Raw genomic sequence first — 21,053 nt, 5'->3', positions numbered from 1 at the left:
CCCATTTCACCCCGGTCGCTGAGAGATCAGAGGTGACTGCGGATGACCCGTCTCAGAATGCTTCTCGCGAGCCTCGCGGCGTTGCTCATGGTCGCCGTGGGCGCGAGCGGCGCACCGGCCGGGACCGTTGGGCACGACTTCGATCCCACGACGGTGGAACGACTCGACACCGCGATCACCGACGTCATGGAGCGGGCCGGGATCCCCGGTGTCGACGTCGGGCTGTGGATACCCGGACGCGGCAGGTACGAGAAATCGTTCGGGGTCTCCGACAAGGAGTCCGGCGCAGCGATGAAGTCCGATCTGCACATGCGGATCGGCAGCGTCACCAAGACGTTCACGATCACGGGTCTTCTGCGGCTGGTGGACCGGGGCGAGATCGGCCTCGACGACCCCGTCTCGCGGTATGTCGAAGGCGTCCCCGACGGGGACCGCATCACCCTGCGCCAGCTGGCCGCGATGCGCAGCGGCCTGTACAACTACACCGACGACGACGCCTGGTCGAAGTCCCTGCTCGCCGATCCCCAGCGCACGTACACACCCCGGCAGCTGCTCGACTACGCGTTCGCGCACCCGCCCGACTTCCCACCGGGCACCAAGTGGGAGTACAGCAACACCAACACGGTGCTGCTCGGCCTGGTCATCGAGAAGGTCACCGGACGATCTCTCGGCGCCGAGCTGGAGCAGCAGGTGTACGAGCCGCTCGGGCTGGAGCAGACGTCGTTCCCGACGAGCGCCGCTCTGCCGGAGCCGTACGCCCGGGGATACACGGACTACTCGCCCACGGGAGCCACGACGACCGGCGCCACGGTCGACGCCACCCACTGGAACCCCTCGTGGGCCTGGGCGGCCGGCGCCATGATCTCGAGCCTGGAGGACCTCCACACCTGGGTCCCCGCCCTGGCCGACGGCCGCCTGCTCGAACCGGCGACGCAGAAGCAGCGCCTGGACTTCGGGCCGACGGGACACCCCGGCGTCGCGTACGGGCTGGGCATCATGCGCGTCAACGACTGGATCGGCCACAACGGCGAACTCCCGGGGTACGAGACGCTCGCCGTCCAGCTGCCGTCCGAGGACGCCACCCTGGTCGTCCTGATCAACTCCGACGCCGACCACGAGGGCAACTCACTGAGCACGCTGATCGGCCACGCGGTCACGTCCGTCGCGACCCCGGACCACGTCTTCACCATGCCGTCCGCCCCGCAATCCGATCCGCGGTCCCCGAAGCCGAGCCATACTTGACGTCGCCGAAGAGCGAGGTCGGGCGAAGTGCGGTGAAGGGAGCGCCTGTTGCGGCTGACGATCACCGTGCTGCATGGGGATGTCGCCGACATCCCCTACCGCCCGGGCTGGTGGGCATACGACAACCTCGGAGAACGTCTTCGCGACGGGAGCTTCACGGCCGACGGGAGCTTCACGACCGACGGCGGCGACGGCCGTGCCGGCACGGACCGGCGATCGTGGCCTCCGTGCTCTTCGCCGGTTGGGCGGAGCTTCCGGCCGCCGCGGACAGGAGCCCCCGAAGACCCGTGCCGGGTCTTCGGGGGCTCCTGTCGTGCCGACCACTCGGTGGACGCGGCTACTTCGCCACGTAGCCGAAGCGCCCGCCGGCCGGCGGGAGGCCGCCCGCGCCGGGCTTGTGGGTGGTGACGGCCGCCTTCGTGCCGCCGCTCACGTTCGCCCAGGGCAGGACGTGGACGGCGCCGAGGGCGGGGCCGTACGGCATGCCCACGTACAGGTTCGTGCCGGTGAAGGTGATGCTCCTGCCGACGTGCTGGCCGGCGCCGGGGGTGCCGGGCAGGCCCGAGGGGTTGCCCGCCTCGATCCAGACATCGGAGCCGCCCGCCGTGCCGAGGAGCGGGAACGTCTGGACCGCGCCCGCGCCCGCCGCCGTGCCGACGGCCTCGCCGGGGATGCCGACCGCGACCCGCAGCGTCGAGACGGTGCTCGTCGCGCGCGGCGCGGTGTTGACGGCCGTGACCTTCTCGCCGAAGCGGTCGCCGGCCTCGGCCGTGCCTGACACCGTGTCGTCAGCGGTGCCCTGCCAGAGGGCGTCGACCTCGCTGAAGGCACCGGCGGCGGTGACGCGGAAGGTGACGACGCGGCCCGCGTCGGCCTTGTCGGCATCGTTCACGGCCAGGGCCTCACCGGGCGAGCCGACCACGAGGAACGATTCCGTGGCGGTGGCGGCACCCGACGGGCGGTACGCGACCAGGGCCAGCGAGGCACCGAACTCGTCGCCCGCCTCGGCGGCGCCGGAGACGGTGTCGAGGTCCTGGTCGAGCCCGAACTGCGGGGTGGGAACGCCGTCCGCGCCACCGTGGCCGAAGACCGCGACGCCGCCGGAGTTCGCCAGCGTGCCGATGGCCTCGTTGGGGTTGCCGATGGCGATGTGGTGGGCATCGCCCGCGACGCTGGTGCCGAAGCGGTCGTTCGCCTCCGCGTTGCCCGGGACGTCCGGCTTGTCCTGGTGGACGGCGACGTTGGTGGCGCCGCGCACGTAGAACGCGCTGCCGGCCTTGGCGACGGACCCGAGAGCCTCGCCGGGGACGCCGATGACCAGGTACGGCTCGCCCGCGGCGGTCCGCCCGGCGGCGACGGCGTGGCCCATGCGGTCGCCGTTCTCGCCGGCGGAGGCCGCGATGGCGCCCGTGCCGGTGCCCTGCTCGAAGTGGACGCCCTTCACGGCACCCGTGCCGATGCCGCCGGCGGCGCCGTAGAAGACGTCGACCATGCCCGCGTCGGGCGCCGTGCCCAGGTCCTCGGAGGGGGTGCCGACGACGAGATCGGTGTAGCCGTCCTCGTTGTGGTCGACGGTGGCGAGGGCCTCACCGAACCAGTCCCCCGCTTCGGCACCGCCCGGCACCCAGTCGAGGTCCTGGTTGATCTCGGCGGTGCCCTTGCCACCGCCGTACACGATCCGGACCACACCGGCCCCGTCGTCGGCGCCGACGACGGCCTTGGGGTCGGAGATCGCGATGTCCTCGATGCCGTCACCGTTGAAGTCGGTGACGCGCGTGGCACCGGCCTTGGAGCTCACCCAGGAGGCCAGGTCGTCGACACGGGCGGCGACGCCGCCGGTACGGGTCTCGGTGGCGTCGACTCCGAAGCAACCGCCCTGCCAGGACTGGCTGGTGAGGGCGGCGAGGGCGGCCGTGCCACCCGTCACGCGGACCACGGGACCGCCGGCGTCGCCACTGCACGCGGCCGCGCCGTTCTTGCCGGTGACGCCGGCCGTGGTGGCGGCCGCCGAGTCCACCGTGTACGTGCCGGTGTGCAGCTTGAGCGGTGCCCACTCGTCCTTGGTGCGGCCGTAGCCCGCGAACGTCAGCTCCTCGCCCGCGGAAGGGGCGGTGGTGGCCAGGGAGATGGGGGTGACGTTGGTGACCGGACGGTTGAGTCGGGCCAGGACCACGTCGCGGTCGGTACGCGGGACCAGCTCCACGACGCGGCGCTCGGCGCCCTGGGTGCCGGTCAGGTCGGTGCGGCCGATGACGGCGGTCGTCTTCTGCTTCGGGGCACCGGCGGGCACGGCGAGGCCCGCGCCCGGGTCGTCGGCGAAGCAACTGGCCGCGGTGAGCAGCCACTCGGCGTCGACCAGCACGGCGGAGCAGCCGCGGGTGGTGTCACCGATGTCCAGCCGCGCGGTGGAGGCGAAGGCGCTGCCGGTGGGGACGGTGCCACCGGTGACGGCGGACGCGGGTGCGGCGCTGAGCGCGAGGGGGACCGCTGTCAGGGCGGTGGCAAGCGCGGCGAGGCGCAGGGGTCTTGTGTAGCTCATGTGTGGTGTCCTGAGTTCGGGGTGTGCCGCCCGGTGGTGGGCGGACGGCGGTTGGTTCTGGGTGATGTCGGGGAGGCAGGCGCAGCCGGCACGGCCGCTGAAGGACCGGCCGGCGGGGTGGGCCTCACATGTACTGGAAGTAGCGGTCGAACCAAACCGGGGGCAGGTCCTCCTCGTCCTCGTCGTCGCCGTCGTCGTCCCAGCCTTGCTCGGCCGCCAGCGCCGCCAGGAGCGGCTCGGCGTACATCTGCTCGAGGACCGACCTGCCGTCGTACGGCTCCAGGAGGAGCTCTACGGGGACGAATACGCAGCCCAGGTCGGTACAGACACCGTCGAGCCAGGTCAGGAAGTCCTCGGTGAGGCCCTGCTGGGAACCGGGCATGCCCTCGCCGCCCGTCCCGGCCGTGACGAAGCCGCCGAAGTTGCTCAGCAGCACCCACAACGGCCGTTCGAGGCCCGTCACTTCCGTGGGGACCGTGATGCCGCCGTAGTGACTGGTGTCCTGGGTGAGACCGCTCGTACAGGCAGGCCCGAAGCGCCCCTCAAGGGCGCGTACGAGCCCTGCGAAGCGTTTCCCCCCGACGACCAGGTCGAAGTGCGGCGGGCGTTCCAGGTGGTCCGGATCGTCGTGCTCCCTCAGGAGCGCCCGGATCTCGTCGGTCGGGAGCATGGTCGGGTCCTTCGTGTTGTGCAGGCGTGTGGCTGGAAACCGGTGGGCCCGGCCGGGTGCCGGGCCCACCGCCCTCGATGGGTCAGGACGGGGTGTCGGCCCCGCAGCGTCCTCAGAACCTGGGGCAGTCGCGCGAGGAGGACGGGTAGGCGGTGATCACCCTGTCCTTCTTCTTGACGACCCTGGTGACGACGCAGAGGAACTTCTCGCCCCCCTCACCGATCGCTTCGTCGTAGTCGATGCGGGTGACCTTGTTCTTGTTGTTGGTCGGGACGACCTCGCCGCCCTTCTTCCAGGCGTCGTCGATCATCTTCAGGAGCTCGTCCTGGTTCTTCACCTTGAACACACCGTGCAGGGGCTTGCCGTCGACGGCCTTCGTGTGGTCCATGATGTGGTCGATACGGTGCTTGGCGGCGCTTTCGCGCATGTAGACCAGGCCCGCGGGCGACACGAAGATGTCGTTGCCCATGTTCGCGAAGCCCACGGGGCAGGAGATCCCCTGCGCCATGGACCTGGCCATGGACCTGGCGAGCGTCCTGGCGCACGAGGGGAACTGCGCGTTCTTGCCGAAGAGCTTCTTGAAGAAGCCGTCCGCCTTGGTGCCCCACTTGCCGAACTTGACGCCCGCGGCGCCCCATCCGGCGAACGGGACCATGCCGGCGCAGGACAGGCCCGCGTCGATCTTCTTGTCCTCGCCGAAGTACCAGGCGCAGTTGGCGCCGTCCGCGATCTCGCCGAAGCCCGGGATCAGGCCGAGCGCGTCGAGGGTGAAGTGGCCGCCCTCGGAGAGAACCTTCCCCCAGTCGACCTCGTCGAGCTTGCGCAGGTACTCCTCGAACTCCTCGTCCTCCGCCTTGAGGGAGCGCTCCTCCATCTCGGCGGCCAGGTTCGCGAAGTGCGCCCTGATCTCCTCCTGCAGCTTCCGGAAGGCGATGTCCCCGGCCTCGTCGGCCGCCTTGCTGGCAGCGGTGGCGTCCTTGCCGGCGGCGACGGACGAAGCGTACGCGGCGTCTGCCGCCGCCCAGGCCTCACTCGCGGAGTGCTGCGCCGAGACGGCGGAGGCCTCCGCACGGGACGCCGACAGGTCGGCGCGCAGTACGGCGTCCTTCGCACTGGCCTCGGCGGCGCGAGCCGTCCGGGCCGAGGCCGCCGCCTCGGCGGCGGACTTCTCGGCGGCATCGGCATGGGCGTCGGCCTGCTTGGCGTACTCGCCCGCCTGCCTCGCGGACTCCTCGGCCTCCCGGGCGTACCTGGCCGCGTCCTCCGCCGCCTTGCGGGCATCGGCAGCCACCTTGGCGGCCAGCGCGGCGTCCTTCTGTGCCGTCGCGGCAACGCGGGCCGCCCCGGCGATCAGACGCTGGACCCGGGAGACATGGCTGGCGGTGAGCTGGTCCTTGCGCTTGGCGCGGAACTGCTCGACCTCGATGAACCGGTGCAGCACCTGGGGCGGTCCGGCGAGCGCGACATCGGCGGCGGCCTTGAGTTCGGGGCCGCCGATGCTCCTCAGCTGGACGGCGCGGACGCGCTCATCGGTCGTACGCGCCGTGTAGTAGCCGGTGTGGATGAACTCCCGCAGCTTGTCCGTCGAGCCGGAGTTGAGCGCGTCCTGCCCGGCCTTCTTCACCCCGGATCCGGCGCCGTCGATGAGCTGGGTCGTCCTGATCCGGTAGTCGTTCTTGGCCGCCTCGTGCTGTCCGGTCGCGATGAAGGCGCCGATCTGCGCCGTGTCGCCCTTGAGAGCGGTCTTCGCGGCCGTGCGGACGGGTTCGTACTCGGAGTCCCAGGCCAGGTTGACGGTGCGGGCGTACTCGTCCCGTTCGCCTGCTTCCTTCCAGCCGGCCCGGATGTACTCGACGACCAGTTCGTCGGAGCCCGCGAGGGCGGCCTCGGCCGTGGTGACGCTCCAAGGGCCCCGCGTCTTCGCGACGTGCAGCGCGACCTTGCGCGACTTCGTGGCCGTTTCCTCCAGGTCGTTGCCCGGGTTGGTCACCTCGGCCGCGAGACGGAGCGCCTCCTCGTCGGCCGCCCTGGCCTCCTGGGCGGCTTTCTGCTCCGATGCCTTGCGCTCGTCGTCGGCGACCTTCAGGGCCTTGGCTTCCTCGACCTCGCTGTACCTGCGGTCGGCCAGTTCCTCCGCTTCGACCTCACGGGCCAGGTCGTAGGTGGTCCTCGCCTTGGCGACCGCGGCTGTCGCCGCGTCGGCCGCCTTCTTGGCCTCCGCGGCGTGCTTGGTCGACTCGGCCGCGGCCACGGCGGCGTCACCGGCGTGTTCGGCGGCCGCGTCCGCGGCAGCAGCGGCGTTCCTGGCGTGCGCGGCGGCCGACTTGGCGGCGTCGCGGGCTTCGCGCGCCGCCTTGGCAGACTTGCCGGCCAGTTCCACGGCCTTGTTCGCGGCCCGGGTGGCTTCGGCCGCGTGCCGGCGAGCCGCCGCGGCCGCGTCCCTTGCCCGCTGGGCCTGGGCACTGGAGACGCCTGCGTGACCGCTCGCCTGCTGCGCCGCGGCCGCGGCGAGGTCGGCGTTGCTGCCCGCGCTGGCGGCGGCCAGGGCCGCCTTGCCGGCCTCGTCGGCCGCGTCACCGGCGAATTCGGCGGCCACAGCCGCCTTCTCGGCACCCTTGGCAGCGGTACGGGCACCCTCGGCGGCCTGGCGCGCTGCATTGGCCTTGGTCGCGTCGGTCGCGGCGGCCGCGGCCGCGTTACGGGCGCGGGACGCGGCCTGGGCGGCTGCCGCGGCGGCGGACGCCGCCTGGGCCGCGGCGTTCGCGGCAACCCGGGCCGAGGTGTTGGCCGCACGGGATGCGGTGATCGCCTGCTGCGCGGCCTTGGCCGCACCCTCGGCGGCGTCGGCCGCGCGGCCGGCGGCGTTGGACGCCTTGGTCGCGTCGTCCTTGGCGGCCTCGGTCTCGGCGGCCGCCTTCTGCGCGGCCTCCTTGGCCAGCTTCGTCGCGGCGACCGCGCGGGCCGACGCCTCCTTGGCGGCCTCGGTCTCGACCCGGGCCTGACGGCCGGCCTCTTCGACGAGGGCGACGAGGTCCTCGATGGTGGCCTGTTCCTGGTCGCGGGCGCGCGCGACGTGCTGGCCCACCTCCAGGAACTCCGTCACGTCCTCGTGCGCACCGTCGAGTGCGGCTTGCGCGGCTTCCCTGGTCGCGGGACCACCCGTGCTCAGGATCTGCACGACCTGGACGCGCTCGTCGTTCTGCCGGGCTGCGTACTGGCTCTCGGCGATGAAGTTCTGGATGTCGTCGGCGGTGCCGTTGAGCGCTGCCTGGCCGACCTCCTTCACCTCGGGGCCACCGGCGCTGATGATCTGGGTGGCACGGACCCGCTGGTCCTGCTCGAACGGCGCCTGCCAGCCGGTCTTGAGGAAGGTGTCCAGCTGTGCGGGCGTACCGGCCAGGGCCCGCTCCGCCGCCTCGCGCACGCCACGACCGCCGGCCGAGAAGATCTGCACGGTTGCTACCCGGTCATCGCTGAGCTCGGCCACCGCCTTCTCGCCGTCGAGGAACGTGCGTACGTCCGAGTCCGACCCCAACAGGGCGACCTCTGCGGCCGCCTTGACCGCGGGGCCACCGGCCTTCCACGCCTCCAGGACCTTGCCGCGGTCCGTGGCCGGTATGTGATCGTTGCTCAGATCCTCGTCGGAGGCCGGGCCTTCGAGGGCTTGTGCCGGTACGGCACCGATGAGTCCGGCCATCAGCGAGATCAGGAGTGCCAGGCAGAGCGCCTGCATTGACCGTATCGATCGCTTCACTGTGTTTGCGAGCCCTTTCCTGCCGGACAGTCCGGCGTGGGCTCCATGTCTTTGGCTCAAAATACCAAGCAACCATTTCCCTATCTGGCGCCAACTGTCCCACCAGTTACCGAATTTCGGCTCGCCGAGTATACGCAGGTGTCGTACACCCATCGGATGCACACGGTTGGGATGCTTGCTATCGTGTGTTCACCGCCGGGGGGCGGACGGGTGGCGGACGACGCGAGTTGAGCGCGTCTGGATGCAGTGGGGGACGGAGCCCAAGGGGATGGGCTCAAGCGCGCAACGAGCGCACCAACAAACTCACCCTCCACGCCTGCACACGAAGGACCGCCTTTACGGCTTTCCGGGCTGATTTCCCTGTGCGCAGTTTCGATGACGCGTCAAAACTCAGTCGGTGTGCGCCCTGTCGAGTTTGCTGAGACTGCCCCTGCGGATTCGTTCTGCATGCCTTCTGGAAGGAACCCTGTGGTGATATCCCACGCCCGCAAGCTGCTGTTCTCCGCTCTCACCGCCGCCGTGATCGTCGGCGCCTCCACCCTCGCCGCGACCCACACCGACGCCAATGCCGAGGCCGTGGCCGCCGACGTCCCCCCGTTCGCCGTCGAGGACTTCAACTACCCGGGCGCCGACAAGATCCTCGCCGAGCAGGGCATCGCCCTCAAGCGTGGCGATGGTCACATCACCCTTGCCACGTGCAGCGACGCCGCCGACCAGCTCAAGGTCCTCACACGCGTCGGTGCGGGCGAATTCTGCTTCAAGGTCACCTCCGCCACCGGCCACCTGACCCTCGAACTGACCGATGTCTTCGCGATCCAGACCAAGTCGCACCCGGTCCGTGCCGAACTCACCGCCGAGGGCAAGAGCCAGACCGTCGACGTGCCCAAGAACAACCTGAAGGGCGTCGGCGAGGGCGTCGGCGATGCCCCCACCGTTCTCCTCGAACTCCGCGTCACCGGCTGACCGGCCCCGCACGGGCGACCTCGCGTGCCTGCTCCGTGACGTCGCCGGCCGCCCACGTCAACCGCGTAGAACCGAAGGAACTGAGCAACCAACGTGTCCAGAAATCGCCGGCGCGTGGCCCTGACGAGCGCACTGCTCGCGGCCACCGTCGTGACCGGTGTCCTCACCGCGCCCGCCCACGCCGTCAACGGCACCCCCGTCGCGGCCAACGCCCACGCGTTCACCGCGAAGATCGAGATCGGTGACAGCGAGGACACCGCCCGTGCCTGCTCCGGTGCACTGGTGGACCCCCGCTGGGTCGTCACCGCCGCCTCCTGCTTCACCGGCGGCCGCACCCAGCTCGCCCCCGGCAAGCCCGCCGAGAAGACGACCGTCACCGTCGGCCGCACCGACCTGACCCAGACCACGGTCGGGGCCACCCGGAACGCGGTCACACTCGTCCCGCACCCCGACCGGGACCTGGTCATGGTGAAGCTGGCCACCGGTGTCGCCGGCGTGAAGCCGGTCGCCCTGGCCGCCACACCGGTCACGGCCGGCGAAAGCGTCCAGGCGGCCGGGTTCGGCCGTACGAAGACGACCTGGGTCCCCGACAAGCTGCACACCGCGCCGTTCACCGCGGCGGGCGACAGCTCGGCGGACGTCGCCCTGACCGCCACGGGCGACGCGGCCATCTGCCAGGGAGACGCGGGCGGCCCCGTCCTGCGACAAGCGGGCGCCACCCAGGAGCTGGTCGCCGTCACCAGCAGGTCGTGGCAGGGCGGCTGCCTCGGTACGCCGTCGACGGAGACCCGCACGGGAGCCGTCGCGACCCGTGTGGACGACGTGCGTACGTGGATCACGAGCACGGCGTTCGCCGCCCCGGGCGACATGACCGGCGACAACAAGCCCGACCTCGTGGCGGTCGACGACCTCGGCAAGCTGCGCCTCTACCCCGGTACGGGCACCGGCGCCCTCGGCTCGCCGATCTACATCGGGTCCGGTGGTTGGTCGGGTGCCTCCGTGACGCACCGCGGTGACTGGACCGGGGACGCCATGGAGGACGTCGTCGCCATCGTCGGCGGCGAGCTGCGCGTCTACCCCAACCGCGGCGACGGCTCCCTCGCCGCTCCGATCAGGATCGGCAGCGGTCTGCCCACCACCTCCAAGCTCGTCGGCGTCGGCGACGTCACCCGCGACGGGCAGCCCGACCTCGTGATCTCGTACAACGACAAGCTGTACCGGTACGACGGTGTCGGCGGCCCCGCGCCGTCCGTCGCCGCACCTGTCCTCATCGGCAACAGCGGCTGGAACGTCATGACCCTCACGGCGCCCGGCGACGCCGACAAGGACGGCCGGGTCGATCTCCTCGCCCGGGACACCCGTGACGGAATCCTGTACCACTACCTCGGACAGGCCAACGGAACGTTCGGCTCGCGGACCGAGTACGGGCGCGCATACACCGTCACCAACCGGCCCCTGATCGCCGGCGCCTCCGACGCCAACCTCGACGGCACCGCCGACATGTGGACCACCGCGGGTGACGGCACCCTGTGGTTCTACAAGGGCGGTACCTCGATCCACGGCCCGATCGACGGCCCGAGCACCAAGGTCGGCAACGGCTCCTGGGACACCATCCGCTCCATCAGCTGACCTGCGGCCTCCCGCTCGCGGCTCCAACCGGTCGCGACGGCCAGGAGCACGGCATCGGGCCCGGGAAACACCTCGGCCCCGCCGACAGCGTTCCTCAACACCTACAACTACTGGCAGCACCGGCACCATCGAGGACCCCGGCGGCACACGGCCGCCGGGGTCCCACTCGTTTCACGCGGATCCGAGGAGCCGACGTCAACGTGCGCCGGGCAGGCGTGAGTTGCTCGCCCAACAGCCTCAGAAGGTGACGGGGTCGCGGACGAGAGGGCAGGTCATGCAGTGTCCGCCACCCCGCCCCCGGCCGAGTTCCGCGCCGACGATGGTGATGACCTCGACGCCGGCCTTGCGCAGCAGGGTGTTGGTCTGGGTGTTGCGGTCGTACGTGAAGACCACGCCCGGTTCCAGGGCCACGGCGTTGTTTCCGCTGTCCCACTGCTGCCGCTCGGACGCGTAGACGTCGCCGCCGGTCTCGATGACCCGAAGCTCCCTGAGCCCGAGTGCCTTGGCGACGACATCGACGAAGGTGCGGGAGCCCTCGTCGGTGATCTCGACTCCAGGGGCCTCGACGCCGCGGGCATCGTCGCCACGGGTCTTGGTGCTGCGGCTCGTGCCGCCCGGACGCAGCGAGAAGGTGTGGACGCCGTCCATGATCTTCGGGTAGAGCGTGACGATGTCACGGTCGGCGAAGGTGAAGACGGTGTCGAGGTGCATGGCGGACCGCAGCTTGGGCAGGCCGGCGACGACGACGTGCTCGGCGGCGCCGCTCCCGAAGAGGGACGCGGCGACCTGGGTGATGGCCTGGCGCGAGGTGCGTTCGCTCATGCCCATGAGGACGACCTTGTTGCCCACGGGCATGATGTCGCCGCCCTCGAACGTCGCCTGCCCCCAGTCCCGTTCGGGATCGCCCCACCAGACGGTGGCGCCGGTGAAGTCGGGGTGGAACCGGTAGACGGCCTTCATCAGCAGGGTCTCGTCGTGCCGGGCCGGCCAGTAGAGCGGGTTGAGGGTGACGCCGCCGTACAGCCAGCACGTGGTGTCACGGGTGTAGAGGGTGTTGGGCAGCGGGGGCATGAGGTACTCGCGGATGCCGGTGGACTCCATGGCGAGGGCGACGTAGCCGGGCCGGTACTCCTCGGGCAGGTCGGCCGTCGCGAGGCCGCCGATCAGGTACTCGGCGAGCTTGCGGGGTTCCAGTGTCTCCAGGAAGGCGCGGGTGCTCTCGACGAGTCCGAGGCCGACCTCGTTCGCGGTGATCTTACGGTCGAGGAGCCAGTCCCTGGCTTCCGGCACGGCCATCGTCCGAGCGAGCAGGTCATGGAGTTCGACCACCTCGACCTCGCGCAGGCGGAGCTTGTTGACGAAGTCGGCGTGATCGCGCTGGGCGTTGTTCACCCACATCACGTCGTCGAAGAGCAGTTCGTCGGCGTTGGTGGGGGTGAGGCGGCGGTGCGCGAGGCCGGGTGAGCAGACGAGGACCTTACGGAGTCTGCCGACTTCGGAGTGCACACCGAGAGCGAGGGCTGCGGGCTTCGTCGCGGCGCTGGTGGTGCTCGTGGTGCTCGTGGCGTTGTCGGCGTTCGTGGCGTTGCTCATGCGAGGGCCTTTCAGAGACTGATCCAACCGGCCGCGAGGGCGATCACACCGAGGACCGCGCCGGCGACCGAGACGGCGCAGATGACGAGTTCCGCGGGCGAGAACAGCCGTCGGCCCTGCTCGCGCCGGACCTTCACGAACAGCAGCGTCGCGGGCGCGTAGACGATGAAAGACACCAGCACGAACTTGAGCCCGGCCGCGTACAGCAGGAACGCGGTGTAGAGGGTCGCAACCGTCGCCACCGTGATCTCGCGGGCCGAGCCCGCGCCGCCCTCGGTGCGCCGGTCAGGTCTCACGCCGATCTTGAACGCGAACGCGGCGGCCAGCAGGAACGGGATCAGGGTGAGGGCACTCGTGAGGTCGAGCGCGAAGTTGAAGGCGTCCTCGGAGAACAGCGTCACGATGAGGACGAGTTGGCTCATCAGCGTCGTCATCACCAGCGCAGGCACGGGAACGTCGGCGGCACTGGCGCGCCGCAGGAACCGCGGCATGTCATTGTCCTTCGCCGCCACGAAGAGCACCTCGGCGGCCATCAGCGTCCATGCGAGATAGGCGCCGAGTACGGAGACGATCAGGCCGACACTGACGAAGATCTCGCCCCATGTGCCCACGGCGGCGTCCAGCACACCGGCCATCGACGGCTGACGCAGCTCGGCGATCTCGGCCATCGGCAGGATGCCGTACGACACGATCGTGACCGACGCGAAGACGGCGAAGACGCTGAGGAAGCCGAGCACCGTGGCCCGGCCGACGTCCTCGCGCCGCTGGGCGTGGCGTGAGTAGACGCTGGCGCCCTCGACGCCCAGGAACACGAACACGGTCGCGAGCATGGTGCCGCGTACCTGGTTGAAGAGGGAGCCCGCGTAGTCCGCACCGGCCCAGTTGTCCGCGAAGACCTGCGGGTCGAGGAAGAACAGCGCGAGGACGACGAAGACGAGGATGGGGACGACCTTGGCGACGGTGACGATCCTGTTGATCGCCGCGGCTTCCTTGACGCCCCGTCGGATGAGCAGGAAGAACGCCCAGAGCCCGAGCGTGGAGAGGGCTGCGGCGAGAAGGGTGTCGCCGTCGCCGAGCGCGGGAAAGACGGCCCCGAGCGTCGACATGATCAGGACCCAGTACGTCACGTTGCCGACACACGCGCTCGCCCAGTAGCCGAACGCCGAGAAGAAGCCCAGGTATTCGCCGAAACCGGCCTTGGCGTAGGCGTACACACCGGCGTCGAGGTCGGGTCTGCGTACGGCGAGGCTCTGGAAGACGAACGCGAGCATCAGCATGCCGGTGCCGGCGATCGCCCAGGCGATGAGAGCGCCCGCGACGCCGGTCTCCTGGGCGAAGCGCCGCGGCAGCGAGAACACGCCCGCGCCCACCATCGAGCCGACGACCATCGCCGTCAGCGTCATCAGGGTCAGTTTGGCCGCGGGCGGCGACTCAGTCGTGGCGTCCGCCTGGCTCATGTCGTGACTGCTCCTGCCTCTGGGCGGGGACGACGGTGACCAGCCAGAGGGTAGCGGAGCAATGCCCGCAAACGTCGGCAATATACCTGTATGGGAGAGGTGCCGGAGATACCAGAGACGCCGGACAGGACAGGCGGGTCAGGGCTGGACGGCCGGGCGCGCCGACGCCGTCAGCCGAAGTCCGAACCCGTCGGCATGACCACGATGTCGCGGACGCAGATGCGCTGCGGCTGCTTCCAGCAGAACAGGACGATCTCGGCGAGTTCCTCGGCGCTGATGAAGTCGGGATGACCCAGACGCTCGTTGTACTCCTCGAAGCTGATGCCCATCTCCGCGTGGATGTTGGTCCTGACGAAGCCCGGAGCGACGTTGATGACGCGGATGCCGCTCTTCGCCTCGCCCTTCTGCAGGGAGCCCGCCAGCGATCGCAGTGCGGCCTTGCAGGCGTGGTAGACCTCGCCGTCGGGGCCCGGCACCCGGTCGCCGACGGAGCTGATGTTGATGATCGTGCCGCTGTTGCGCCTCTTCATGTCGCCCAGCACCGCGTGGATGCCGTTGAGCACTCCCTTGAGCAGCACGTCGACCTCGTACGACATGTCCGCCGGATCCCGGGTCTCCAGAGCGCCCATCCGGAGGAACCCCGCGCAGTTGACGAGGCATTCGGTCGGTCCGTGCAGGGCCTCCGCCGCGCGGATCGCGGTTTCGAGGGCCTCGTGGTCACAGACGTCGACCGCGGCCGTGGCGATCTGCTCGGAGGGCAGCCCTTCGAGCGGCGTGGGGTGCCGCGCCACCAGGAGCAGAGGGTGCCCCTGCGCGGCGAAGGCCGCAGCCACCGCCCTGCCGATGCCATGGCTTGCTCCGGTGACCACGACCAGGGGTGCTGCGGCCATGAGGCCCTCCGAGCGGACAGGGGGTGGAACGGGGCGAGGTGGGAGTGGCACGGCGTAGTGTCACACCCCGCTTCGGCGCCGACGGGCGCACACGCCGAGCGTGTCGTTCGGTGGAGCAGCGATGAGTCCGGGCCGCGGCGGTAGTCCTACCTTCGAACGCACACTGCGGAAGGGGACCGATGAGCAGCCTGCGCGAGACCCTCATGAGACATGTCGGCGACGGATCGGTGCCCGGCGCCGTGGGTCTGGTCGTCCACGGTGACCGGGTGGAGGTGGCGGCCGTCGGGTCCGTCGACGTCGGCGGCAGCGCCCCGATGTCCAGGGATTCGATCTTCCGGATCGCCTCGATCACCAAGCCCGTGGTCGCCGCGGCGGTCATGATCCTGGTCGACGAGGGCCGGCTCGCGCTGGACGACGCGGTCGCGCCGTGGCTGCCGGAACTGGCGGCCCCCGTGGTCGTCCGTACGCCGTCGAGTCCCGTAGACGACGTCGTCCCGGCGGCCAGGCCGATCACCGTGTTCGACCTGCTCAGTTCCTGCGCCGGATACGGGTTCGCGTCCGACTTCTCGCTGCCGGCGCTCGCGCCGTTGTTCGGCGAGCTGAAGCAGGGGCCGCCGCAGCCGCAGAGCGTTCCGGCGCCGGACGCCTGGATGGCGGCGCTGGCCCGGATCCCGCTGCTGCACCAGCCCGGCGAGGCATGGCTGTACAACACGTGCTCCGACATCCAGGGCGTACTCGTCTCCCGGGTCACGGGCCGCCCGCTGCCCGAGTTCCTCGCCGAGCGACTGTTCGAGCCGCTGGGTATGACGGACACCGGATTCGCCGTACCGAAGAGCAAGCTGGACCGGTTCACCAGCCAGTACCGGCCCGATGAGCCCGGCGGACTCGAACTCGTCGACGCACCCGACGAGCAGGGGCAGTGGAGCCGTGTGCCCGCGTTCCCGTCCGGCGCCGGCGGTCTGGTCTCGACGGTCGACGACTGGTGCGCTTTCGGCCGGATGCTGCTCGCCGAAGGCAGCGTCGGGGGACGCCGGCTGCTGTCCCCCGAGTCCGTACGGCGGATGACCGGCGACCGGCTGACCAAGGCCCAGCGCGAGGGGAGCGATCTGTTCCTGGAGGGCCAGAGCTGGGGTTTCGGCGGGGCGGTCGACGTCGAGGCCACCCACCCCTGGAACGTGCCCGGCCGCTACGGCTGGGTCGGCGGCACGGGCACCACGGCGCATGTCGTCCCGTCCACCGGGACCGTCAGCGTCATGTGCAGCCAGGTCTCGATGAGCGGGCCGACGCCGCCCGCGCTGATGAGGGACTTCTGGCGGTACGTGGCCGGGGGCTGACCGGGCCCGGGAGCTGGTCGAATGGCGCGACGGGCCACGCGGGGGGATGCTGGCTGGACGCGACGATCCACCCGGGGAGGCGCCTTCGGCGTCTTCCCGGGCACGTCCGCGCCCTGCTGCGGACGCGCCCCGTGACCGTCCCGCCCCGGCTCATCCGGTGCTCCTCCGGCGCGCATTCGGTGCGCATTCGGACGCGCTGCCGTACGTCGGCCCGGACGAGTGCGGACCGGTCCGTAACCGGCCGGGATAGGCCGCGTTCGGCCGGGATATGCCCGGTCCGGGACCACGGATCTGGGATACGTTTCCCGTATGTCTGAAGAGCAATGGAACGCCGTGGACGCCTACTTGACCGATCTGCTCGTCCCCGAGGACGACGCACTGACGGAAGCTGTGCACGCGAGCGACGCGGCAGGACTGCCGCAGATCGCCGTGGCGCCCAATCAGGGGAAGCTGCTGCATCTGCTGGCGCTCACCCAGGGCGCCCGGAGGATCCTCGAGATCGGCACGCTCGGGGGCTACAGCACCATCTGGCTCGGCCGGGCACTGCCCGCCGACGGACAGCTCGTCTCGCTGGAGTACAACCCGGCGCACGCGGACGTCGCCCGGGCCAATCTCGCCCGGGCCGGCCTCGACAAGACCGCCGAGGTACGCGTCGGCGCGGCTCTCGACAGCCTCGCCCAGCTGGAGGCGGAGGGCGCGGACCCCTTCGACCTCTTCTTCATCGACGCGGACAAGGCCAACAACCCCAACTACGTGGAGTGGGCGGTGAAGCTGTCCCGTCCGGGCAGCCTCATCATCGTCGACAACGTCGTCCGCGGCGGCACGGTTGCCGACGCGACGAGCGAGGACGCGGCCGTCGTCGGCACCCGCCGGATGTTCGAGGTCGTATCGCAGCACCCGCGCCTCACGGCGACCGCCGTACAGACGGTGGGCTCCCGCGGCTACGACGGCCTCCTGCTGGCCCGCGTCACCGGCTGAACCACCCGAAGCGCCCCCTGCACGCGTCCTGGCCGGCGACGACCGGCCAGGACGCGGCCGGACGTGAGCGGCCCGGGCTCGGCTCGGCTCGGCAGCGAGCGCGCGCCGCCGTCAGCCGAGCGCGTCGAGCAACTCGCGCTCGCGCTCGGCGCTCAGCCCGGAACGTCGAACGCGGACCAGACCCTGCTCGCGTTCCCAGCGCAGTGTGTCGGCCAGCAGTTCCGCCCGTGGCCGGTGCCGGAGCCCCACGGCGCGCGCCGCGGCCCCGCTCCGGGCCGACCAGCCCTCCCACCCCGGCTCGACCAGCCACATCGGCAGCGACTCGGGCCCCATGTACTCGGCTACGCCGTTCGCGAGGAGCCAGGCCGAATCGGCGGTGACCACCTGACCGTTGTGCCCGCCGATCTCGCGGGACAGCTCGATCCACTCCCCGAACGGTACGACCGGACCCACCGCGTCGTAGGTGCCGGTGGTCCCCGCCTCCGCCGCGTCGAGCAGCCAGCCGGCGAGGTCCCGTACGTCAACGGCCTGTGTCGGCATGGCCGGTACGTCGGGAACCAACATCGGCCCCTGCGGATCGCGTGCGGCACGGGCCACCCAGTAGCCGGAGCGTCCACTGTGGTCCCCCGGACCGCCGATGAGACCGGCGCGGGCGATGAGGAGGCGGTCGCCCACGGCCGCCGTCGACGCCTGCTCGCAGGCGACCTTCGCCTCGCCGTACAGCTCACGGTCGGCCTCGCTCCGGTCGGTCGGGGGAAGGAGGTCCGTGGACTCGTCCGTGTGCTGCGCGCCGTGGGAGGCGTAGGCGCTGACGGAGGACACATACGTCCAGTGCCCGGCCCTGCCTGCCAGCGCGTCGAGGGCCCCGCGCACGAAGCCCGGCTGCCACGACACCTCGACGACCGCATCCCATTCACGGTCGAGCAGTGGCTCGTACGCAGAAGGATCGCGCCGGTCGGCCGGCACCAGCGTTGCTCCGTCGGCGACTTCGCCGCTCTCACCGCGCGCGAGGCACGTCACCCGATGGCCGCGCTCCACGGCCTGCCGTGACAGCTCGCGACCCACCCACGCCGTACCGCCCAGAACCAGGATCTCCATCCCGCAACTCAAGCACCGCGAACGCCGACCGCCCAGGCGGGTTCGCTCACGGCGGACCGATGCCGCCCGCCGCCCGCCGCCCGCGTGAACCATGCTCCCGCCGGGGTACCGGGGCCTGCCGGGAGCCGGGCCACCGGCGCTGCGGCTGTGGGACACGGGATCATGGCACGCACACTGTCCGTGTCAGGTCTCCAGCCGGGGGACCTCTTGAGTAAGTGGGGTCATGTGCCCAGCGTCGTGAAAATCAATGTGCTGACGGTGCCCGCCGAGCAGCGCGAAGCCTTGGAGAAGCGCTTCGCCGCGCGCGCGGGCGCGGTGGAGTCCTCGGACGGCTTCGAGTGGTTCGAACTGCTGCGTCCGGTGGAGGGTACGGACACCTATCTCGTCTACACCCGCTGGCGGAGCGAGGAGGACTTCCAGAACTGGATGTCCGGCCCCATGCAGGCGGCCCACCGCGGCGAGGGCGGCGGCGAGGGCGACCGCCCGAAGCCCGCTGCGACGGGCTCGACGTTGTGGTCCTTCGAGGTGGTCCAGCAGGCAGCGCCGAAGAACGGCTGACACCGGCCGTCCCGGCCGCGGGCCCGCCTGGGCGGCCTCGCGGTCGGCCCGGCGCCGCCGGCGGCGGCGAGCGGTTCCGCCGGCCGCATACACACATCCTCACTTCGTGATCTTCAGGAGGCGCGACGAGTTGGCGATCCGTTCACGGTGCGACGATGCCGACCTCTCCGTTCTGTTCAGCTCCGAACGGACGTTCAAGGTATGGCGCTATGGCGTCGGGCACTCACAACTGCTGCTCCGGGCGGATCCGGAACCCTCGCACCCAAAGCGCCTGGACCTCCTCTTCGAGGGCGTCGAGGCCATGCAACTGGTCACCCGCTACGGGGCGCTCGAACTCCACATGTTCGACGAAGCGGAGAGCGGGCGCATCCTCGAGATGTCCGGCGTGCCTGCCCGGTGGAGGTCGACGCGGCTCGTCCTCGGTCTTCGCTCCAGGAGCGGTGCGGGCTACGTGCAGTGCCAGAAGGTGTCCGCCCTTCTCGGCGGCGCGGCGGTCGTCGGGCCCGAGGAACCGTCCGAGTCCATCGAGGTCATCTGGAGTCTGCGCGGCGACGTCGCCTGACCGGAGCTGACTCGGAGCCCGCCGGAACGATGTTCCAGCGGGCTCCGCCGCCGTCCGCCTGCCCGCGACGCGTCAGCCCTCCGCACGCGGACCATCGGCTGCCGGAACGATGGCGGGGGCGGGTGCGGGGACGGGAACCTGTCCCAGGGGCAGTGGGCGGACATGGTGTCGGAGGCGCACGGGTCGCGGCGCCCCGGACAACAGCACACGGGCCGGCGCAGAGGGCCGGGGCGCCCCGGACAGCGGTGCACGGGTCAGATGAGCCCCTGGGCCAGCATCGCGTCCGCGACCCGTTCGAAGCCGGCGATGTTCGCGCCCGCCGCGTAGTCCCCCGGCCGGTCGTAACGTCCGGCCGTCTCGTACACCGTGTCGTGGATACGGCCCATCACCTGGGCGAGTTCCTCCTCGACCCGGGCGAAGGGCCAGCTGTCCCGGCCCGCGTTCTGGCGCATTTCGAGGGCGCTGGTGGCCACCCCGCCCGCGTTCGCGGCCTTCGCGGGGCCGAAGGCGACGCCCGCGTCCCGCAGGATCCGTACCGCGTCCGGGGTGGTGGGCATGTTCGCCCCCTCCGAGACGGCCTTGACCCCGTTGCGTACGAGGGTGGCCGCGTCCTGGGCGGTCAGCTCGTTCTGGGTCGCGGACGGCAGGGCCACATCGGTGGGCACCTCCCAGACGCTGCCGCCCAGGACGTAGCGCGCGGAGCTGCCCCGGCGGGCCGCGTAGTCGCTCACCCGGCCGCGCTCGACCTCCTTGATCTGCTTGAGCAGCGGCAGATCGATGCCCTTGTCGTCGACGACGTAACCGGCCGAGTCGGAGACGGTACGTACGTGGGCGCCAAGTTCCTGCGCCTTCTCGACGGTGTAGATGGCGACGTTGCCCGAGCCCGAGACGGTGACCTGCTGGCCGGCGAGGTGCTCACCGCGCATCTTCAGCATCTCGGCGGTGAAGAGCACATTGCCGTACCCGGTGGCCTCGGTGCGTACGTGCGAGCCGCCCCACGCGGTGCCCTTGCCCGTCAGTACGCCGGCCTCCCAGCGGTTGGTCATGCGCCGGTACTGGCCGAAGAGGTAGCCGATCTCCCGCGCGCCGACGCCGATGTCGCCCGCCGGGACGTCGGTGTGCTCGCCGAGGTGGCGGTGCAGTTCGGTCATGAACGACTGGCAGAAGCGCATCACTTCGGCGTCGGATCGGCCACGGGGGTCGAAGTCGCTGCCGCCCTTGCCGCCGCCGATGCCGAGGCCGGTCAGCGCGTTCTTGAAGATCTGCTCGAACGCGAGGAACTTCACGATCCCCAGGTTGACGGAGGGGTGGAAGCGCAGCCCGCCCTTGTAGGGGCCGAGGGCGCTGTTGAACTCCACCCGGAAGCCACGGTTGACGTGGATCTCACCGCGGTCGTCCTGCCAGGGCACCCGGAAGATGATCTGCCGCTCCGGCTCGGCCATGCGCTCGACCAGCTTCGCCTCGCGGAGTTCGGGACGGAGGCCGATCACCGGGGCGAGCGTCTCCAGCACCTCGTGGACGGCCTGGTGGAACTCGGGCTCACCGGGGTTGCGCTGCTGGACGGCCTGCTCCAGGGCTTCGATCCAGGTGGCGACACTGGCGAGGCTGGAGGCGGTGGGTGGCATCAGATGCGTTCCTTTTCCTTCGGCGGTACTTCGGCGGTACGTCGGCCGGTACTCGGCGGGAGGCCGCCGAGTGCCGGTGCGGCTCGGGCTGTGAACGGCGCCGACCAGGGCGAAGACACGACGCGACAGCCGTCGTGGGCTCCGTCCACGTACCTATACGT

15 protein-coding genes are annotated in these 21,053 nt (G+C 70.8%); 7 read left to right on the top strand and 8 right to left on the bottom strand.

All coding sequences use genetic code 11. The annotated features are described in order from the left end of the window. Positions 1-42 precede the first annotated feature (42 nt). Positions 43-1,242 (top strand): serine hydrolase domain-containing protein, encoded by a 1,200-nt coding sequence (locus tag ACIQMR_RS01315; protein WP_401381492.1) that lies wholly within the window; start codon positions 43-45, stop codon positions 1,240-1,242. 337 nt (positions 1,243-1,579) lie between these two features. Here the strand turns inward: ACIQMR_RS01315 and ACIQMR_RS01310 are convergent, their stop codons facing one another. The 3 genes from ACIQMR_RS01310 to ACIQMR_RS01300 all read right to left on the bottom strand — a co-directional run bounded on the left by ACIQMR_RS01310 (position 1,580) and on the right by ACIQMR_RS01300 (position 8,184). Continuing rightward, positions 1,580-3,781, bottom strand: a complete 2,202-nt coding sequence (locus ACIQMR_RS01310; protein ID WP_401381490.1) for a trypsin-like serine protease — start codon at positions 3,779-3,781, stop codon at positions 1,580-1,582. 124 nt (positions 3,782-3,905) lie between these two features. Next, positions 3,906-4,451, bottom strand: coding sequence for a hypothetical protein (locus ACIQMR_RS01305; RefSeq protein WP_401381487.1), 546 nt, complete (start codon positions 4,449-4,451; stop codon positions 3,906-3,908). A 112-nt stretch (positions 4,452-4,563) separates the two neighbouring features. Beyond that, complete coding sequence (locus tag ACIQMR_RS01300) at positions 4,564-8,184, bottom strand: hypothetical protein (protein WP_401381484.1); 3,621 nt, start codon at positions 8,182-8,184, stop codon at positions 4,564-4,566. A gap of 489 nt (positions 8,185-8,673) precedes the next feature. Here ACIQMR_RS01300 and ACIQMR_RS01295 point away from each other — a divergent pair, with 489 nt between their 5' ends. Then, positions 8,674-9,168: a hypothetical protein gene (locus tag ACIQMR_RS01295; protein WP_401381482.1), complete on the top strand. Its 495-nt coding sequence runs from the start codon at positions 8,674-8,676 to the stop codon at positions 9,166-9,168. Positions 9,169-9,261: 93 nt separating this feature from the next. Further along, entirely contained in the window at positions 9,262-10,797 is a 1,536-nt protein-coding gene (locus tag ACIQMR_RS01290; protein WP_401381480.1) for a trypsin-like serine protease, read from the top strand. A gap of 237 nt (positions 10,798-11,034) precedes the next feature. Here ACIQMR_RS01290 and ACIQMR_RS01285 read toward each other — a convergent pair whose 3' ends face one another. From ACIQMR_RS01285 to ACIQMR_RS01275, 3 genes are all read right to left on the bottom strand, one after another. Beyond that, positions 11,035-12,390, bottom strand: a complete 1,356-nt coding sequence (locus tag ACIQMR_RS01285) for an arginine deiminase (RefSeq protein WP_401381478.1) — start codon at positions 12,388-12,390, stop codon at positions 11,035-11,037. 11 nt (positions 12,391-12,401) lie between these two features. Then, entirely contained in the window at positions 12,402-13,847 is a 1,446-nt protein-coding gene (locus tag ACIQMR_RS01280; RefSeq protein ID WP_401381476.1) for a basic amino acid/polyamine antiporter, read from the bottom strand. 170 nt (positions 13,848-14,017) lie between these two features. Further along, positions 14,018-14,737, bottom strand: a complete 720-nt coding sequence (locus ACIQMR_RS01275) for an SDR family oxidoreductase (RefSeq protein ID WP_385481445.1) — start codon at positions 14,735-14,737, stop codon at positions 14,018-14,020. A 179-nt stretch (positions 14,738-14,916) separates the two neighbouring features. Between ACIQMR_RS01275 and ACIQMR_RS01270 the strand changes: the two genes are divergently transcribed. Continuing rightward, a complete protein-coding gene (locus tag ACIQMR_RS01270; RefSeq protein ID WP_401381473.1) occupies positions 14,917-16,071 on the top strand; it encodes a serine hydrolase domain-containing protein in 1,155 nt (384 codons plus the stop codon). 309 nt (positions 16,072-16,380) lie between these two features. After that, the gene (locus ACIQMR_RS01265) at positions 16,381-17,049 is read left to right on the top strand and encodes an O-methyltransferase (protein WP_401381471.1); all 669 of its coding nucleotides are present in this window, start codon (positions 16,381-16,383) and stop codon (positions 17,047-17,049) included. Positions 17,050-17,160: 111 nt separating this feature from the next. On the opposite strand, the gene ACIQMR_RS01260 is transcribed toward ACIQMR_RS01265, so the two are convergent. Then, positions 17,161-18,147 carry an NAD-dependent epimerase/dehydratase family protein gene (locus tag ACIQMR_RS01260; protein ID WP_401381469.1) on the bottom strand — a complete coding sequence of 329 codons (987 nt, stop codon included), beginning with the start codon at positions 18,145-18,147 and terminating at the stop codon, positions 17,161-17,163. Between the two features lie 225 nt (positions 18,148-18,372). Here ACIQMR_RS01260 and ACIQMR_RS01255 point away from each other — a divergent pair, with 225 nt between their 5' ends. Together ACIQMR_RS01255 and ACIQMR_RS01250 are read left to right on the top strand one after the other, a co-directional pair. Then, positions 18,373-18,705, top strand: a complete 333-nt coding sequence (locus ACIQMR_RS01255) for an antibiotic biosynthesis monooxygenase family protein (protein ID WP_401382615.1) — start codon at positions 18,373-18,375, stop codon at positions 18,703-18,705. Between the two features lie 106 nt (positions 18,706-18,811). Continuing rightward, positions 18,812-19,267: a hypothetical protein gene (locus ACIQMR_RS01250; protein ID WP_401381467.1), complete on the top strand. Its 456-nt coding sequence runs from the start codon at positions 18,812-18,814 to the stop codon at positions 19,265-19,267. Between the two features lie 254 nt (positions 19,268-19,521). On the opposite strand, the gene gdhA is transcribed toward ACIQMR_RS01250, so the two are convergent. Then, positions 19,522-20,892 (bottom strand): NADP-specific glutamate dehydrogenase, encoded by a 1,371-nt coding sequence (gene gdhA, locus ACIQMR_RS01245; RefSeq protein WP_401381465.1) that lies wholly within the window; start codon positions 20,890-20,892, stop codon positions 19,522-19,524. Positions 20,893-21,053: the final 161 nt, after the last annotated feature.

Source organism: Streptomyces sp. NPDC091376, from assembly GCF_044757085.1.
GTDB lineage: Bacteria > Actinomycetota > Actinomycetes > Streptomycetales > Streptomycetaceae > Streptomyces > Streptomyces pratisoli.
The sequence above is the reverse complement of the archived record's forward strand: the minus strand, read 5'-3'. Positions and strand labels throughout refer to the sequence as shown.

What these genes read in the sequence shown, in the direction of transcription:
- ACIQMR_RS01315 (WP_401381492.1), top strand. Translation starts at nt 43, where the DNA reads ATGACCCGTCTCAGAATGCTTCTCGCGAGCCTCGCGGCGTTGCTCATG.
- ACIQMR_RS01310 (WP_401381490.1), bottom strand. Translation starts at nt 3,781, where the DNA reads ATGAGCTACACAAGACCCCTGCGCCTCGCCGCGCTTGCCACCGCCCTG.
- ACIQMR_RS01305 (WP_401381487.1), bottom strand. Translation starts at nt 4,451, where the DNA reads ATGCTCCCGACCGACGAGATCCGGGCGCTCCTGAGGGAGCACGACGAT.
- ACIQMR_RS01300 (WP_401381484.1), bottom strand. Translation starts at nt 8,184, where the DNA reads ATGCAGGCGCTCTGCCTGGCACTCCTGATCTCGCTGATGGCCGGACTC.
- ACIQMR_RS01285 (WP_401381478.1), bottom strand. Translation starts at nt 12,390, where the DNA reads ATGAGCAACGCCACGAACGCCGACAACGCCACGAGCACCACGAGCACC.
- ACIQMR_RS01280 (WP_401381476.1), bottom strand. Translation starts at nt 13,847, where the DNA reads ATGAGCCAGGCGGACGCCACGACTGAGTCGCCGCCCGCGGCCAAACTG.
- ACIQMR_RS01275 (WP_385481445.1), bottom strand. Translation starts at nt 14,737, where the DNA reads ATGGCCGCAGCACCCCTGGTCGTGGTCACCGGAGCAAGCCATGGCATC.
- ACIQMR_RS01270 (WP_401381473.1), top strand. Translation starts at nt 14,917, where the DNA reads ATGAGCAGCCTGCGCGAGACCCTCATGAGACATGTCGGCGACGGATCG.
- ACIQMR_RS01265 (WP_401381471.1), top strand. Translation starts at nt 16,381, where the DNA reads ATGTCTGAAGAGCAATGGAACGCCGTGGACGCCTACTTGACCGATCTG.
- ACIQMR_RS01260 (WP_401381469.1), bottom strand. Translation starts at nt 18,147, where the DNA reads ATGGAGATCCTGGTTCTGGGCGGTACGGCGTGGGTGGGTCGCGAGCTG.
- gdhA (WP_401381465.1), bottom strand. Translation starts at nt 20,892, where the DNA reads ATGCCACCCACCGCCTCCAGCCTCGCCAGTGTCGCCACCTGGATCGAA.